The sequence below is a fragment of the Flavobacterium sp. SH_e genome, assembly GCF_025717045.1.
Taxonomy (GTDB): domain Bacteria; phylum Bacteroidota; class Bacteroidia; order Flavobacteriales; family Flavobacteriaceae; genus Flavobacterium.
In genome coordinates this window covers 557738-575082 of sequence record NZ_JAOVZN010000005.1, presented here as the reverse complement: position 1 = coordinate 575082, position 17345 = coordinate 557738, and the positions used below count along the sequence as shown (strand labels likewise).

Annotated in this window: 15 protein-coding genes and 1 pseudogene; 11 read left to right on the top strand and 5 right to left on the bottom strand. The window is 32.6% G+C overall.

Features of this window, described 5'->3' with window-relative positions; all coding sequences use genetic code 11:
• The first annotated feature begins 83 nt into the window (after nucleotides 1–83).
• The 3 genes from OD917_RS10375 to OD917_RS10365 all read left to right on the top strand — a co-directional run bounded on the left by OD917_RS10375 (nucleotide 84) and on the right by OD917_RS10365 (nucleotide 2166).
• On the top strand, nucleotides 84–656 hold the full coding sequence (locus tag OD917_RS10375) for a ferritin-like domain-containing protein (RefSeq protein ID WP_263523463.1): 573 nt from the start codon (nucleotides 84–86) through the stop codon (nucleotides 654–656).
• Nucleotides 657–724: 68 nt separating this feature from the next.
• Nucleotides 725–1456: a DNA-formamidopyrimidine glycosylase family protein gene (locus OD917_RS10370; RefSeq protein WP_263523462.1), complete on the top strand. Its 732-nt coding sequence runs from the start codon at nucleotides 725–727 to the stop codon at nucleotides 1454–1456.
• On the top strand, nucleotides 1453–2166 hold the full coding sequence (locus tag OD917_RS10365; RefSeq protein ID WP_263523461.1) for a DUF72 domain-containing protein: 714 nt from the start codon (nucleotides 1453–1455) through the stop codon (nucleotides 2164–2166). The genes OD917_RS10370 and OD917_RS10365 overlap by 4 nt, the downstream gene beginning before the upstream one ends.
• A 322-nt stretch (nucleotides 2167–2488) precedes the next feature.
• Here OD917_RS10365 and OD917_RS10360 read toward each other — a convergent pair whose 3' ends face one another.
• Nucleotides 2489–2989, bottom strand: coding sequence for a pyridoxamine 5'-phosphate oxidase family protein (locus tag OD917_RS10360; protein WP_263523460.1), 501 nt, complete (start codon nucleotides 2987–2989; stop codon nucleotides 2489–2491).
• A 204-nt stretch (nucleotides 2990–3193) separates the two neighbouring features.
• On the opposite strand from OD917_RS10360, the gene OD917_RS10355 reads away from it, so the two are divergent.
• Nucleotides 3194–3658 (top strand): response regulator, encoded by a 465-nt coding sequence (locus tag OD917_RS10355; protein ID WP_263523459.1) that lies wholly within the window; start codon nucleotides 3194–3196, stop codon nucleotides 3656–3658.
• Here OD917_RS10355 and OD917_RS10350 read toward each other — a convergent pair.
• A complete protein-coding gene (locus OD917_RS10350; RefSeq protein ID WP_263523458.1) occupies nucleotides 3648–6470 on the bottom strand; it encodes a PAS domain-containing protein in 2823 nt (940 codons plus the stop codon). The two genes, OD917_RS10355 and OD917_RS10350, sit on opposite strands and share 11 nt — an antisense overlap.
• A 198-nt stretch (nucleotides 6471–6668) precedes the next feature.
• Between OD917_RS10350 and OD917_RS10345 the strand changes: the two genes are divergently transcribed.
• A complete protein-coding gene (locus OD917_RS10345; protein ID WP_263523457.1) occupies nucleotides 6669–7010 on the top strand; it encodes a hypothetical protein in 342 nt (113 codons plus the stop codon).
• Nucleotides 7011–7441: 431 nt separating this feature from the next.
• Nucleotides 7442–8254: a hypothetical protein gene (locus OD917_RS10340; protein ID WP_263523456.1), complete on the top strand. Its 813-nt coding sequence runs from the start codon at nucleotides 7442–7444 to the stop codon at nucleotides 8252–8254.
• 69 nt (nucleotides 8255–8323) lie between these two features.
• Here the strand turns inward: OD917_RS10340 and OD917_RS10335 are convergent, their stop codons facing one another.
• Both OD917_RS10335 and OD917_RS10330 read right to left on the bottom strand, forming a co-directional pair.
• Nucleotides 8324–8584, bottom strand: a complete 261-nt coding sequence (locus tag OD917_RS10335; RefSeq protein WP_263523455.1) for a SemiSWEET family sugar transporter — start codon at nucleotides 8582–8584, stop codon at nucleotides 8324–8326.
• A gap of 108 nt (nucleotides 8585–8692) precedes the next feature.
• Nucleotides 8693–9550 (bottom strand): annotated as a pseudogene (locus OD917_RS10330) (SDR family oxidoreductase); the annotation flags it as partial.
• A 380-nt stretch (nucleotides 9551–9930) separates the two neighbouring features.
• On the opposite strand from OD917_RS10330, the gene OD917_RS10325 reads away from it, so the two are divergent.
• From OD917_RS10325 to OD917_RS10305, 5 genes are read left to right on the top strand one after another with little or no spacing between them, the layout of a single operon-like run.
• The gene (locus OD917_RS10325; protein WP_263523454.1) at nucleotides 9931–11145 is read left to right on the top strand and encodes a response regulator; all 1215 of its coding nucleotides are present in this window, start codon (nucleotides 9931–9933) and stop codon (nucleotides 11143–11145) included.
• Between the two features lie 17 nt (nucleotides 11146–11162).
• Nucleotides 11163–14729, top strand: a complete 3567-nt coding sequence (locus OD917_RS10320; protein WP_263523453.1) for a response regulator — start codon at nucleotides 11163–11165, stop codon at nucleotides 14727–14729.
• Nucleotides 14730–14746: 17 nt separating this feature from the next.
• The gene (locus tag OD917_RS10315) at nucleotides 14747–15112 is read left to right on the top strand and encodes a response regulator (protein ID WP_263523452.1); all 366 of its coding nucleotides are present in this window, start codon (nucleotides 14747–14749) and stop codon (nucleotides 15110–15112) included.
• Nucleotides 15113–15119: 7 nt separating this feature from the next.
• Nucleotides 15120–15932: a CheR family methyltransferase gene (locus tag OD917_RS10310; RefSeq protein ID WP_263523451.1), complete on the top strand. Its 813-nt coding sequence runs from the start codon at nucleotides 15120–15122 to the stop codon at nucleotides 15930–15932.
• Nucleotides 15911–16501 carry a chemotaxis protein CheB gene (locus OD917_RS10305; RefSeq protein WP_263523450.1) on the top strand — a complete coding sequence of 197 codons (591 nt, stop codon included), beginning with the start codon at nucleotides 15911–15913 and terminating at the stop codon, nucleotides 16499–16501. Before OD917_RS10310 ends, OD917_RS10305 begins: the two co-directional genes overlap by 22 nt.
• Nucleotides 16502–16572: 71 nt before the next feature.
• On the opposite strand, the gene OD917_RS10300 is transcribed toward OD917_RS10305, so the two are convergent.
• Complete coding sequence (locus OD917_RS10300; protein ID WP_263523449.1) at nucleotides 16573–17337, bottom strand: porin family protein; 765 nt, start codon at nucleotides 17335–17337, stop codon at nucleotides 16573–16575.
• Nucleotides 17338–17345 lie beyond the last annotated feature (8 nt).

Here is a 17345-nt window from a genome sequence, read left to right as displayed (position 1 = left end):
GAATTTTAATATGAAATCATATAACCAGTCCATTTTTTGAGACTGTAATTTTACAATCATATTAATTATAAAAAATTATTACCATGAAAACTACTGATAGTAAAACAAAAACGTCTGCAAAAGAAACTACTCCAAGAGGAGTTACAAAACCAAAATCAAATGCTGCATCGGGATTAAACGAATTATTTGAGGAAGCCTTAAAAGATATTTATTGGGCAGAAAAAGCTTTGACCAAAGCACTGCCAGTAATGGTTAAAAATGCAACTTCGGTTGAATTGAAAGACGCAATCGACAACCATTTAACAGAAACAGAAGAGCAAATTACTCGTCTAGAGCAAGTTTTTAAAATTATTGGACAAAAACCAACAGCCAAAAAATGCGATGCTATGGAAGGTTTGATCGAAGAAGCAAAAGGAATGTTGGAAGAAACCGAAATTGGCGTAGTTCGCGATGCTGGAATTATCGCTGCAAGTCAGAAAATAGAACATTATGAAATTGCGACTTACGGTACTTTACGACAATTTGCGGAAACTCTTGGTTTGCCAGAAGCGGCTACTTTATTGGAACAAACACTTGATGAAGAAAAAGGTGCCGATAAAACGCTCACAGAAGTTGCTGTTAATGCAGTCAATCTCGAAGCTGCAGAAATTGAATAAAACATTTAGAAATGTAATTAAAGTGCAGTTTACGGACTGCACTTTTTAATTAAATAAAAATATAGTATATGCCCGAAGGTCCGTCAATAGTAATCTTAAGAGAAGAAGTACAGCAATTTGCAGGACAGAAAATAATTTCTGTTTCTGGAAATACCAATATTGATATTTCGCGTCTAAAGGATAAAACCATACTTGCGTTTAAAACCTGGGGAAAACACTTTTTAATCTGTTTTGATTCTTTTACAGTGAAAATTCACTTGCTTATGTTTGGAACCTACCGAATAAATGAGCGCAAAATCTCTAAACCTCGACTAAGTTTGGTTTTTGAAAACGGCGAACTTAATTTTTATACTTGTTCTGTTAAAATTCTTGAAGGTGATATCAATTCTCATTATGATTGGAGTGTTGATGTCATGAACGAAAATTGGAATCCGAAGAAAGCACAATTGAGTTTAGAAAAAATGCAAGAAAAAATGATTTGTGATGTCATTTTAGATCAAGATATTTTTTCGGGAGTAGGGAACATCATTAAAAATGAAGTTTTGTACCGCTGTTATGTTCATCCAGAATCGGTTGTGGGGAAGATTCCGCCCCATGTAGCCAGTCAGCTAATAGGAGAATGCTCTACTTACAGCTTTGAATTTTTATATTGGAAAAAGAAATTTGAATTGAAACAGCATTGGGAAGCTTATACCAAAAATGTTTGTTTGAGATGCAACCTTCCGTTTCAAAAAAAACAGACAGGAGAACGAAAACGCAGAAGTTTTTTCTGCCCGAATTGCCAACAATTATACAAATGAAAAATCAAATAATAATAGGCTGTTCCAGCTTTTACAATAGTTTTTGGAAGACTGTTTTTTATCCTCAAAATTTGCCTTCCAAAAAATGGTTCGAATTCTATTGCCAGCATTTTGATACATACGAATTTAATGGAAGTTTTTATAAATTTCCAACCGTTAGAATTTTTCAAAATTGGTACAATAAAACGCCAGAATATTTTTTGTTTTCGGTCAAAGTGCCGAAAGAAATCACGCATATCAAAAAGTTGAAGGATTGCGAAAGTCTCCTAGATGACTTTTATGAAGTTTGCAAAGAAGGAATGAAAGATAAACTCGCCGCAGTTTTATTTCAATTTCCGCCGAGTTATGATTTTAGCAGAGAAAAATTAGAAACTATAATTGGAATTCTTAATTATAAATTTAAAAATGTGGTTGAATTTCGTCATGAAAGTTGGTGGAATGCTGAGGTTTGGAATGTTTTTAAAGACAATAACATTACGTTTTGCAGTGTAAGTCACCCTAATCTTCCGCAAACTATTTTTAAGGATTTTCCATTGCTTTATATTCGATTTCATGGAATTCCGAAATTATTTCATTCCAGTTATTCTACAGAAGAATTAAAACAGGTAAACAATGAGATTGATTCCAAAAAAGGATTTATATATTTCAATAACACAGCAAGCGAAGCAGGAATTTTGAATGCTTTGGAGTTAAAAAGAATGACTGTTTAGTTTTTTAATGCATTGTTTTTTATTGCGTTATTTTTTAACGCAAAGTACGCTAAGATTTTTTATTTGAAGACTTATCCAGATGTGTAAAAAAGTACGCAAAGCTTTGTGTTCTGTTTAACTTTTTGTTTCACGTAGATTACGCAGATCATGCAGATTAAAAAAAATCTGTTTTAAATCTGCTTAATCTGCGTGAAATAAAATTAGGATAACAGAAAAGAATAACCGCAAAGAGTAAGAATTTAACGCAAAGCAAGAAAGAAATTTCTTTGCGAACTTTGCGTAACCCTTGCATCTTTGCGGTTAAATTATGTGGTTAAGATAACTACAGTTTCAAACTTCCTTCAATTCCGTCATCCATTGTTTTTCCTGTAACAAAAGCAGCCGTCATTTTTGCAATAGCGACCATTTTTCTGTTTTTGTTGTTCCAATAATAACCATCTTCAGGAATTACTTTAATCACACTCAAATTTGGATCATCTATACCGCCAGGCATCCAAATTTTTACGACTGGATTCCATAATTTTTCAATTGTTTCTCGATCGTAGGAAATACTGGCCGTTCCATGAAGCGTTAAAAACTTATCATGTGGTTCAGAAAAGAAAATTTCTACCATCGGATTTAAAGTAATTTCTGCATTCTGACTGCTGTTTCGGTCAGATAAAAACCAAAGCTGTCCTAAATCATCAATTTTTTGAACAGACATTGGTCGCGATTGCAGTCTGTATTCGTTGTATGTACAAAACATGCAAGTTTTAATATGTTCAGCTAGATCTTTTATTTTGTCTACTGCAAATTCATCTGTAAGGTCTTTATGATCGCCCATAACATTATATTTTAAAGTTATATGTTTAATTTTTAACTATTTGACAAACAAATAATTTCGCTTGTAAATGTCTAAAGTAAAGTTGGCGTTTTTTGTTCTTTTTTGGATTATATAATTAAACTTATAAATTATGAGATTTCAATTTGCTTATATTTTGAGGGAAATCGAGCCAATATCTATTTGTTACATAAAATTACATTATCTTTGAAAGATTATAATTCTCAGCCAAAAAATGCGATGACAGATTTTACTATTTTCTATACCGATGATGACGAAGATGATTTGAGCATTTTTGCTGACGCCGTAGAATCTATACCGCAGAATATTAAACTTCAAACTTATTCAGCTGGTCAAAATTTCCTAAATGCTATTTTTCATCCGCCTGCAACACCCTATGTAGTTTTTTTGGATTTAAATATGCCTGGAAAAAATGGATTTGATGTTTTAGAAGAACTTCGAAATTCAGATTACCAAAAAGACATTCCCGTTGTGATTTATTCTACCTCGAGTGAACCTAGTATTATTGAAAAATGCCGTGATCTTGGCGCTAATTGTTTTATTACAAAGCCTGTTTTAATGAGCGATATTATAAAATCAATCGAACACGCGATTCAAATTGACTGGAATAAATTTATTCCAACGCAATCAAATTTTGTTTTTAAATACTGATTTCGGATAAATCGGGAAAGTAAACATTAAAAACAGATCCTTTGCCTTTTTCACTCGTAGCATCAATAAATCCTTTGTGGTTTTCGACGATTTTTTTCACAATCGCAAGACCAATTCCAGTTCCTCGATATTCACTTTCAGTATTTAAACGCTGAAAAACTTCGAAGATTTTTTCTTTATAAACAGGATCAAAACCAATTCCGTTGTCTGAAACTTGGAGATGATAATAGGTTTTATCTTTAAATTCGGCATTAGGAAGCAATTTTCCGTCAATTTGCGTTACGGAGATTTTTACAATTGGAGGAATTCCAGGTCTAGAAAACTTCAATGCATTTTCGACTAAATTATGAAGTAATTGTTTGAACTGAAACTGAATAAGTGTAGCTTTTCCTAAATTATGGTATTCAACAATCGCATTTTTTTCTTCAATCCGATCTGAAAAATCACTTACAACTTCGTCAGCAATTTCATCAATTTTAACTGTTGTAAAAATTCGATCTGCAGAATTGGCACGCGAATAGGTTAATAAATCTTGTATGAGATCCTGCATTTTCTTGGCAGAAAACTCAATTCTATTTAAATAAGTTTTGGCAGTAGCAGAAATATTCTTTTCATCTAAATCGGCCAAACGGCTGGCAAAAGTTTGAATCTTTCGCAAAGGTTCCTGAAGATCGTGACTTGAAATATAGGCAAACGACTGCAGTTCAATATTCATATTAACTAAATCTCTATTTTTGAGCTCAAGCTGTGTTGTACGTTCAAAAATTTGGTCTTCCAGCTGATTGGTAAAATTCTTTTGATCTTCAATATCCGTGCTTGTGCCCACCCACATTTGCACTTTTCCAGATTCGTCTACTTGTGCAATTGCACGGCTTAATTGCCATCTATATTCGCCATCATAGCGTTTGAATCGGTGAATGAATAAGAAATCTTTACCTGTTTTTACGGCTTCCATCCAGAGTTTTACATTTTCTTCTCGATCGTCTGGATGTACAATTTGAAGCCATCCATTTTTTTCAATTTCTTCTGGAGATAAACCAGAATAATTGTAAACTGTTTCATTAAAATAATTCAGATTTCCCAAAGTATCACTTGTCCAAATAAACTGGGGCATAGAGTCGGCGAGGAGTCTGAATTTTTTTTCATTCTTCATCAGTACCTGCTGGATTTCTTTTTCAATTGTAAAATCCATTACAGTTCCCATCATTTTTGAGGGATTATGATTATCGTCAAAAAAGATCTTTCCGTGCACTTTAATCCATGCAACCGAATTATCTAATTTTAAAATTCGTGCTTCATATTTGTAAATCCCCGTTTTTAATGCTTTCGCGAAAGCATCTGCCACTATATGTTCATCTTCTGGAAGAATACGATTTCGAATATCCTGATGAATAATTTTTCTATTTTTATCAAAACCGAAAATATCGAGAATATTGTCGCTGTAGACTAATTCTTTATTATTAAGATTTAAATCCCACATGGCAATTTCTCCAATTTCTGCAGCTAATCGAACCCTTTCCTCGGCAGTTTCAACTTTTTTTCGAGCTTTCACTTTAGAAGTTACATCAAAAACGGTGCACATAATTCCCGATGCTTTTCCATTTTTTTCATAGAGGGTTGTATACTCGTAATCGAGGTAGAATTTTTTGAGTTTTCCATTAATATCTACATAAGCAACTGCCTCATTCTCCTGAATTGTTTTTCCATTGTTCAAAACTTCATTCAATAATCCAGGATATTTTTGATCTAATAACTCCGGAAAAACTTCCAATAAAGGCTTGCCAATACAATCTTTTTCTTTCTTTTGCCAGATATTATGCATCATTGTTAAATTGGCCATTTCAATGATGTAATCTTTTCCTCTAAAGATAGCCATTGCAATTGGCGATTCCATTACAATATTTTTAAAAGCTTTTTCGCTTTCTGTCAATAAATGTCTTCCTTTTACTTCTTCTGTGACTTCGTAAGCAACCACAATAACGCCAGTAATAACCTCATTTTCCTCTTTTAGAGGATAAAAAACGAGATTAAAATAGGCTAAATCTTGTTTACTGTAGCGATTTAAGGTAACAGCAAATTCATCAGCATAATAGGGAACACCAGTTTCGAAAACATTTTTTAAAAAAGGATAGGCTGTTTCTCTTGTTTCGGGAACAGAATCAAAAATAGGTTTATTTAAAATAGCACTTTCTTCTTTGTCGATGATATGGAGATAAGTTGTGTTTGCCATTTCGACAATTAGATCGGCTCCTTTTAAAACACAAATTCCCAGCGGCAATTGTTTGACTGTATTTCTAAAACGTTTTTCGCTTTCTTCTAGTTTTTTAAGAGTAATTATTTGGTTAGTAGTTTCATTGCAAACCACTAAAACACCGTTTGGTTTTCCGTTTTCATCATTTACGGGACTATAGCTAAAAGTCCAGTAAACATCTTCCATTTGTCCGTTTCTATAAATTGGCAATAGTTGATCTTTGTGCCATGTAGCCTCACCTTTTTGAAGTACCTGATCGATTAAAGGTTTAATAAAATCCCAGATTTCAGACCAATATTCTGCACCTTTTTCTCCCAAAATCGACGGATGTTTGCCGTTGTTTCCTAAACTCGGACGATAAGCATCATTGTAAAAACAAATATGATCTGGTCCCCAAAATAGAAACATGGGGAATTTGGAGTTTAAAAGAATTCCTAAAGTGGTACGAAGGCTTTGTGGCCATAATTCTATTGGTCCAACAGGTGTTTTGCTCCAATCTTTGGCACGGGTAAGTTCTCCCATTTCTCCTCCATTTGCCAGAAAATCACAGTTTTTATTCATTAAGATTTGGTATTTTATTGTAATTATAATCAGCTAATTTTAAGCTATTTTTTAAGCTAAATATTGGCTTTGTTAAAATTAATAAAAAATAAATATTCCATTGAAGCCGATTTTTGAATGAGGCAAGATTAAAATCAATTGAGTTAATTTTATCTGGTTTCAATACGGAAATTTGATAAACAGATTAAAACTGAAATCATGAAAAGAGAAGATTCAAAACACGAAACCGACAATATAAAAAGATATCAGGAAGAAGGATATACAGTAAATTATTTATTTGAAAATGACCATTTGATAGATTCAGAAAGTAAAGTTGTCTATAAACCACAAGATATTTTTATTGTCGCACATCATCGATATGAAGGAATGAGCGATCCTGATGATATGTCTATTTTATATATAATTGAAACTAAAGACGGTGGAAAAGGAACTCATTTGTTAGGATATGGCCCAATGGCCGATTTGGAAGAAGCTGAATTTTTTAAAGATATTCCGAAAGCTAATTATTCTAAAAATGCTGACATAAACGAACTGACTTAAAGAATAAAAATAGATTGGTATTTTTATTTTGCTGATGAGCAGTTGTTCCAAATTTATTTGGAGCAGCTGCTTTTTTTTAGGTGCAAAGGTGTATAGGGACAAAGGTTCAGAGGTTTATAATCTTTGTCCTAAACCTTTTAGACAAAAACAAACTTCAAATAAAACCTCTGAACCTTTGCATCTTTCTCCTTTAAACCTCTAAAATAATAATTCATTCAGTTTTAGGCTCAGAGAGACAAAGATTAGAAACCTTTGAACCTTTGCACCTCAAAACCTTTGCACCTTCTAAATAATAATTATGAAAAATCTCTCCAAAATTGTATAAAGAATTGACTGACAATATAAACGAAATTTGGATTATAGAAATGAAGTAAAACAAGGTTGGTTTTTGTGCGTAAATAATAACTGACCACTTTATTAAAAACTAAACCATGAAAAAACTTTACATAAATACTGGAGGATTTGATTCTATTTTTAACAACTTTAAAGAAAGTTTTGGTGGCGACTTATCTGTTACTGCCAAAGAATATAAATTGACAATTAAATCAAAATGGGCGAAAGGAAGCATTTCAGGAGTTCGTTTTGAAAAAGAAATGACGTATCTCAATTTTGATTTAATTTTTAATCAAGAAATTAGTTTAAGTATTGAATCTAATCCTTTTGCGCCTGTGTTTTTTGCTTATTGCGAGAAAGGAAATGTTTTACATAGTTTTGGTGCCGATGGCGCTACTCATTGTCTTAAAAGACAACAATCTGGTATTATGAGTAATTCTTCTACGATTAATAGTGTATTGTATTTTCAAAGCCATCAGCAAATTCAATTCTCAATAATTGGAATGCCAACAACAGTCGAAAATAAAGAAAATGATTTTGTTTGTCAAGTCAAAAAAATATTTACAAGCAATTCTGGAAATTACATTTATATAGGAGATGAAAATCAGAAAATTGGTGAGAAATTTCAGGAACTTAAAAGAATCCCAAATCAAGGAGCAATTCGTTATTTATTAATGAAAAGTATTCTTCGCGAAGTTTTAGAACTAGAAATAGCGCAACATACTTATAATTATTTAACTCCGTTTGTTCCAATTCTGAATTTTGCAGTTAAGCAATTAAGCGAAATTAAAAAGCTTACTCCTTTAAATTTGGCAGTGATTACAGCGCCTGTACAGTTTTTAAAACGAAACTTGCAACCTCGAAAATACCAATTGGAATTAAAACCATACAATCAAAAATTAGCTAGCTAGTAAGCATACCATATTCTTCACTTTCAAAAAAAAACAGCTTTGATCGGGCTGTTTTTTTTCGTTTATAATTTATTCCTTTTCATAAGAAAGAATAAAATAAACCATTGTAATATTTAAAATCAACGAAATGCTGTTGGTAATTACAATTGGGAAATCATTTTTCAAAATGCCATAAACAACCCAGACTGCAATTCCGAAAGTTAGAATGCCGAACATTTTAAGCGAAATCTGTTTCACTTTTTTGGTTTTCCAAACCTTTATAATTTGCGGAATCGTTGACATTGTTACACACGCTCCCGCAAAAAGTCCGATGATATCGATATAATTCATTTTTTTTATTTTTTAAGGTTGTGAGCTACTAAGCTATTTGTTATTAGGCTCAGTAAGTAGATTAAAAAAAACTTAGAACCTTAGTATCTCAGCATCTTAGAAACTTTTTTAACCTACCAATTCCCCGCCATTTACATGAATAAACTGCCCGGTAATATAACTACTGTCTTCAGAAGCCAAAAATACATAAGCGGGCGCTACTTCAGACGGCTGACCAGCTCTTTCCATTGGATTGTCTTTTCCAAAATCAGATAAATTATCAAAACTCGCCACAATTAAAGGTGTCCAAATTGGTCCAGGTGCAACGCCATTGACACGTATTTTCTTTTTCGCCAACATACTAGAAAGCGATCTGGTAAAACTCACAATCGCGCCTTTCGTACTCGCATAATCAGCTAAATGTTCGCTTCCGCGAAAAGCAGTTACCGAAGTTGTATTGATGATAGCATCGCCTTCTTTTAGAAAAGCTAATGCTGCTTTAGTGATATAAAAGAAAGGGTAGATATTAGTTTCAAAAGTCTTATGCAGCTGAATATTTGTTATGTTTTCCAATTCATTTTGAGGAAAATGCACAGCAGCATTATTCACAATAATATTGATGTTTTTAAAAGTAGTATGGCATTTTTTTATGGCCGATCGGCAGAATTTCTCATCTTTTAAATCGCCACTTATCAGGAGACATTGCTGACCTTCTTTTTCAATCATTGCCTTAGTCTCTAAAGCATCCTTGTCTTCTTTTAAATAAACAATGGCAATATTTGCGCCTTCTCTGGCAAAATGTACGGCAACGCTTCTCCCTATACCGCTGTCACCACCTGTAATAAAAGCTGTTTTGCCTAACAGTTTTCCGCTTCCAACATAATTCTCTCTTATAATTTCTGGTTCAGGATTCATCATGTATTCATTTCCAGGAAGATTTTGTTTTTGCTCAGGGAATGTTTGTTTCTTTTTCATGTTTTTTTCTTTTTTTGAAGTATTTGTATGTTACTTAAAATTAGTTTTTCAATCAAATTTTGCTTGTCTTAAAAGAAATTTTGTTTGCCTCAATCAAAATAAAACACTTGTTTATGTATGAAAATACGTTCAATTTTAAAAAATGTTAAAAAAAGAAGTGATTTCTAAAAAGTTATAAATCACACAGAAATGAAAAAACTGTAACCCTAGATGGGAATTTTGTAACTATTTCCGATTTAAATAAAAAACCTGCCCGTTATTTTTTTTATACATTTGAGAATTTCCGCATCATTTTATCGAGATGCATTTTGCAATTCATTAAAAAAATAAGAAAATTTTTATATTTATTTAAATTCAACTGTTTTGATTTACAACCGATTTAGCTTCCCGACATGGTATTAATTGTAGACGATATAAGGGCCAATATTATTGCCTTAAAGAAAACATTGGAGCTGCATAATATCGATGTTGATAGTGCCGAATCTGGAGAAGAAGCACTCAAAAAAATTCTAAAAACAGATTATTGTCTGATTATTATGGATGTTCAAATGCCAGGACTTGATGGCTTTGAAGTAGTGAAAATTCTATCAGGAAATAAACGTACTAAAGATATTCCCGTTATCTTTCTTTCAGCGCTTAATACCGAGAAAAAATATATTTTTAAAGGCTACGAAACGGGCGCTGTTGAATACATTACAAAACCTGTTGATACCGATTTGCTGATACTGAAAGTAAAAACTTTCATTAAAATCTACGAACAGCAAAACGAACTTAAAGCCATAAAAGATCTTCTTTCTAAAGAAATCAAAATTAGAAAAGAAGCACAAGATAATCTTGAAATCAAAATTGCAGAAAGAACAAAAGAATTAGTTCAGAAAAACGAAGAATTGGAACTTCGAAATCATGAACTGCAGCAATTTTCATGGGTTGTTTCTCATGATTTAAATGAGCCCATTAGAAAGATCCAAATTTTTATAAAAATTATAAAAGATCTTTATCTAAAAGCCGATGATAAAGCTGTAGATTATGTAGATCGAACGATAAAATCGGCTGAAAGGATGCAGACTTTAATTACTGATCTTTTGGCTTATTCTAGACTTTCGGCGCAGGTTAAGCCTGAAAAAACAGACTTAAATGTTGTTTTACAAGAAGTTTTAGGGGATTTTGATTATCTTATTGAACGGAAAAATGCTATTATTAAGACTAATGAACTTCCTAATATTGATAGTATTCCGAGTCAGATGCGTCAGGTTTTTCAGAATCTAATTGGAAATGCATTGAAATTTTCTGGACATGAAGGAAAACCAGTAATAGAAATTACTTCAGAAATCATTTTAGAAAAATCAATCGAAAGTCCAACTTCTCCAGAAGGTAAATTTTGCAGAATTGTTGTAAAAGATAACGGAATTGGTTTTGATGAAATTTATTTGGATCGAATTTTCATTATCTTTCAAAGTTTAAATGACCGTCAAACCTATGAAGGAACAGGAATTGGACTTGCAATTGCAAAAAAAATCATAGAAAAACACAACGGATTAATTACGGCTAAAAGTAAATCAGGTGAGGGTGCAAGTTTTATTATTGTGCTTCCTTTGAAATACGAATAAAAATAATTTAGAAATATATGAATGGTAATTTTAAAAGGAATTTATTAATAAGTTCGTTAGTTTCATTGCTAGTACTTACAATAAGTTCGGTTGCTTCGTTTATTAGTATTAAAAGCTTATTAAACAGTAATTTTTGGGTAAATCATACTCAGGATGTAATTTATAACCTAAATGAAGGTTCGTCGATTATTACTGAAGCTCAAACGAGCATGAGAGGATATTTGCTTACAGGAGACGAACAGTTTGTAGATCGATTTAATGATGCAGAAAGTAAATCAAATGCTTATTTTGAAAAATTGGAAGAACTTACATCTGATAATCCTGCACAGAAAAAATTACTAGAAGAACTTGCTGATAAACGTTCGGGTTTCTTTAAATACTTAAACAATCAAATTGTAAAAAAACGCTTGAGCAAGCAAACTCTAATTTTCGATTTGAATGAAGGAAGGAACATGATGAACGGAATGAAAGCCATCATCAGGAAAATTGAAAATACGGAGCAAAAACTTTTAGAAGAGCGCAACTCAAATTCAGAGCGTTATGGCAATTATAGTTTGGCTTTAATTGTTATCGCTTTCTTTATAGCCACTCTTATTTCTATTGTGTTCATGATCAGAGTTCTAAAAGATTATAACGAAAGAACTTTATTGCAGAATGAATTAGAGAAAAAAGATAAAGAAATTGCAGAAAGGTTGGTAGTAATTGGCGGAATTGCGACTCAAATTGCTAAAGGAAATTATGATGTTCAGATCGATGATAGAAAAGCTGATACTTTAGGAGAGCTTGGAGCATCTATTCATGAAATGAAAGATTCTTTAAAAAGTTCTTTCGAATTATTATCTCAAAAAGAATGGCTGCAGTCGGGAGTTGCAACTCTAAATGATAAAATGCTGGGTGAGAAAACCATTCAAAAATTATCTAAAGATGTAATTGAATTTTTGTGCCAATATACCAACAGCAGCGCTGGAGTTTTGTATGTTGTGGATGGAGAAGAAATGACAATTTCTGGAGGCTACAGCTACATTCCAAGTAAAAGCAGAGAGAGAATTAAAAAAGGTGAAGGCTTAATTGGTCAGGCGATTGTTTCGGGTAAAATGCTGGAACTGAAAACACTTTCGCCAGATGATATTCAGATCAATTATGCATTAGGAGAAATTAAACCAACGCATATTGTGGCGCTTCCGCTGATGGATTATAAAGTAGAAGGCGCGATAGAATTAGCAAGTATTTATGGTTTCTCAATGCTTCAGTTGGAATTTTTGAACATCGTTGCTAATAATATCGGAATTGCTTTAAAAGCGACTCAAAACCGTAAAAGAGTTTTAGAATTATTAGAGGAAACAAAATCTCAGTCAGAGGAATTGCAAATTCAGCACAGCGAATTAGAAGCAATGAATGCGGAATTAGAAGCACAAACAGAAAAACTTCAAGCTTCTGAAGAGGAACTTCGCGTGCAGCAGGAAGAATTGGAACAAACCAATGAAGAATTATCGGAAAGAAGTGTTTTATTGGAAGAAAAAAACACAGAAATTCAGAAAAAATCGGAAGCTTTGGAGCTGAGTACTCGCTATAAATCAGAGTTTTTGGCTAATATGTCTCACGAATTAAGAACTCCGCTGAATTCAATTTTATTATTAAGCCGTTTATTGTCTGAAAACAATAATCAAACAATGAATAATGAAGAAATTGAATTCGCAAAAGTGATTCAAAGTTCTGGAAACAGTTTGTTAGGTTTAATTGATGAAATCCTTGATTTATCTAAGATTGAAGCAGGAAAAATGGAGTTGGAATTCTTGGATGTTTCTACAAAGGAAATCACAGATAATATGTACAATCTGTTCCATATTGTTGCGAAAGAAAAGAATATTAATTTTGAAATTATCACCAAAGATGCACCAATCGTAATTAAAACAGATAAAATGCGTTTGGAGCAAATCTTAAAAAATCTGATTTCGAATGCCATTAAATTTACTGAAAAAGGAACGGTAAGTCTTGAAATTAAAATAAATGATGACAATGATAAAGAGATCTGTTTCATTGTAAAAGATACCGGAATTGGAATTCCTCTGGCAAAACAGCCATTAATTTTCGAAGCTTTCCAGCAAGCAGACGGCTCAACGAAACGCAAATATGGAGGAACTGGATTAGGATTGTCAATTAGTCGTGAATTGGCAAAATTACTTAGAGGAGAAATCATTTTGCATAGTAAAGTAAATGAAGGAAGTAGTTTTACTTTATGTCTCACAGTTCTCGGATTCGCTTTGAATAAAATTTCGGTTAATAGAATCGAGGAAGAAGAAATTGTTGAAGAAGAAACTGAAAAAGAAGATGCAAGACCAAGATACATCAGCGATGTTATTCCTGAAGAAATTGAAGATGACAGAGATTCTATTGTTGAAGGTGATAAAGTAATCTTGATTGTTGAAGATGATATTAGTTTTGCTAAATCATTATTGGCTTTTACACAGAAAAAAGGATACAAAGGAATAGTTGCCGTGAGAGGAGATTATGCTTTAAATTTTGCCTTGATCTATAAGCCAATCGGAATTTTATTGGATATCGAACTTCCTATTAAAAGCGGTTGGGAAGTTTTGGAAGAATTAAAAAATAATTCTCATACCAAACATATTTCTGTTCACATCATGTCTTCGCACAAATTAAAACAAGAAAGTTTGCTGAAAGGAGCAGTAGATTTCTTAGACAAACCAGTTGCTTTCGACAAAATTCCAGAAGTTTTTACGCGAATTGAGCATATCATCAACAAAGAATCGCAAAAGGTTTTAATTATTGAAGATAACCCGAAACACGCAAAGGCGCTGGCTTATTTCTTAGAATCGTACAATATCAATTCTGAGATTAAAAGCGAAGTTTCAGAAGGTTTATCGGCTTTAGGCAAAGAAGAAGTAGATTGTGTGATTCTAGATATGGGAATTCCAGACAAACAGGCATACGAAATTTTAGACGGCGTAAAGAAAAGTCCAGGATTAGAAAATCTGCCAGTTATTGTCTTTACAGGAAAAAGTTTGTCTATAAAAGAAGAACTGAAAATTAGAAAATATGCTGATTCTATTATTGTAAAAACTGCACATTCGTACCAAAGAATGCTCGATGAGGTTTCGCTTTTCCTTCATTTAGTTGAAGAAAAGAAGAATGGAGACAATAAAAAAGAAAGCCATAAGAAACTGAATTCGTTAAACAATATTTTGTTTGAGAAAAAAGTACTAATTGTAGATGATGATGTTCGTAATATTTATTCGCTTTCTAAAGCTTTAGAAGCCTTTAGAATGAATGTAATTACAGCTTTTGACGGAAAAGAAGCGATTAAGATTTTGGATGAAAATCCAGACACAGATGTTGTATTGCTAGATATGATGATGCCAAACATGGATGGTTATGAAACGGCAGAAAAGATAAGAAGTAATCCTAAATTTCTTAACTTAGCTGTAATAGCTGTCACGGCAAAAGCCATGACTGGAGATCGAGAAAAATGTATTAAAGCAGGAGCTTCAGACTATATCACAAAACCTGTAGACGTTGACCAGCTTTTATCGTTATTGCGAGTGTGGCTTTATGATAAAATCTAACTTTTAAATTGCTGTAAATGGGAAAGAAACGCGTGTTGATTGTAGACGATGATTCCAGGAATATTTTTGCTTTAGCGAATACATTAAAAGCAAAATCGTACGATTGCGTATCTTGTTTAAGTGCCGAAGAAGCCTTAAAAATATTGAGAGAAGACGCATCAATCGATGCCGTTTTAATAGATATGATGATGCCGGAAATGGACGGTTATGAAGCAATTCCGCTTATAAAAGCGATTCCGTTGCAGGAATCTACTTTAGTGGTTGCCGTAACCGCACAAGCGATGGCGGGAGATAAAGAAAAATGTTTAGAAGCTGGAGCAGATGCTTACATCTCAAAACCAGTAGATGTGGATAAATTACTTCAGATTTTGGAAGAAATTTAAATGAATTATGATTGAAGATATTGAATTAGAAACTCTTATAAATGATGTTTACGAATATTATGGTTTTGATTTTGGAAGTTATTCCAGAGCTTCACTTAAAAGACGTGTAAGCAGGGTTTTTTATTTAGATGGATTTAAGCATTTTCATGATTTTTTATCTAAAGTCCGCACAGATCCAGAATATTGCAAAAGAATGATTGACGAAATTACGGTAAATGTAACCGAGATGTTTCGTGATCCCTCTTTTTATCTCACGCTTCGAAAAGAAGTTCTCCCGCTATTAGGAACGAAACCTTTTATAAGAATTTGGCATGCAGGATGTTCTACTGGAGAAGAAGTATATTCTATGGCAATTATGCTAAAAGAAGCTGGTTTGCTTCATAAATCAATATTATATGCAACTGATATAAATGCATCGGTTTTAGAAACGGCAAAAAGCGGTATTTTTCCGTTGCGTATGATAAAAGATTACGCAGATAATTATCGAGATTCGGGAGGACAGCAAGATTTTTCAGATTATTATATTGCGAATTATGGTTTTGCAAAGTTTAATGACAATCTTTCAGAGAAAATGGTTTTCTCACAGCATAATCTAGTTTCAGACAATTCTTTCAATGAGTTTGACCTGATTTTATGCCGAAACGTTTTAATATATTTTGATAATAATTTGCAAAAAAGAGTTGTTAATTTATTTGATGACAGCTTGGCTGTTCTAGGATTTTTAGCTCTGGGAACAAAAGAAACTATAAAATATTCTATATCTCAAACCAAATACAAACAATTTGCTAAAGAGAAAATATGGAGGAAAATAAAAGAATAAAAGATTGTAAAGTAGTTATAATAGGAGGTTCAGCAGGAAGTTTGCAGGCATTATTACAGATTTTGCCATTTGTAGAAAAACCAATTTCTTTTGCTATTGTAATTGTTGTTCACAGAAAAAATACAGACGAACAAACCTTAGAAGATTTGATTGCTTTAAAATCAAAAGTAGCAGTAAAAGAAGTAGAAGATAAAGTAAAACTCGAAGCTGGATTCATTTACATTGCACCTTCTAATTATCATTTATTATTTGAAAAAGACGAAACTTTATCTTTAGACACCTCAGAAAAAATAAATTATAGCAGACCCAGTATTGACGTCTCATTTGAGTCTGCTGCTGAAATATATACAAGTCATTTGATCGGAATTCTACTTTCTGGTTCCAATTCGGATGGAACAGTTGGTTTAAAAGCAATTCAAGCAGCTGGCGGAATCATTGTAGTGCAAAACCCGCTTTCTGCAGATATGCCTTTTATGCCAAATAATGCTATTTTGAATACAACTCCTGATTTTATTTTAAAAACAGAGGAGATTCTAGAGTTTATAAAAGAAATTAATATTGTTGATTAATGATTAACGATTTTTGATTTCAGATGAAGAAATCAAAAATCATTAATCCTCAATCTAAAATCTTCAATCCCTTAATTTTTCTCGTCTTCAGGAAGAACGACTTTATTCAATTCAGCTTCTTTTTCGGCTCTTTTTTGTGCCGCTTTTCCTTTACCAATAGGAATTCCCGCAGTAATGTACCAAGATCTGTTGTATTGGTTATTTGGACCGTCACCTTTCATGACAGTTACTAATCCGTAGTAATATTGAACGGTAAAATTTAATCCGTTTCCAACATTAAGATGGTATCCTGCTCCAAATGCAAGTCCGGCATCAATTACATGAATCTGATCTCGAATATTTTTTTTGTAAATAACATCGTCATTATTTATTTCGTTTTTAAACTCATCAAAAGCCTTGGCAAGAAGACCAAATTGAGGTCCCGTTTTGAGATAAATATTATTTTTAAATTGATATTTAATTAATATTGGGACATTAAAATAACGAATTTCACGATTTACGCTTCCGCCCGCAAAAGTATTATCCAGATTTTCATCGTTTAGAGAATAAACAGGAATATCCTGAGCTCCCATTGGCGATTTTACAATAACACCAGTATTAATCATCCAGGCTGGATTTTTCTTAGATCTAATGTCGAAATAAAATCCAAGATTAAATCCAGGATTTGTGGCAGAAGATCCCATATTTGAAATGGTAGAAAAATTAACACCGCCTTCAAGACCAAATTCTAAAAACTCTGAATTGAGTTTGTCTCCAAATATTAAGGAAATCAAGACTTGGGATTGTGCGGAAGTAATACAAAAGAAAGTGATAAGGATTAGAAAACCTTTTTTCATATGATTTC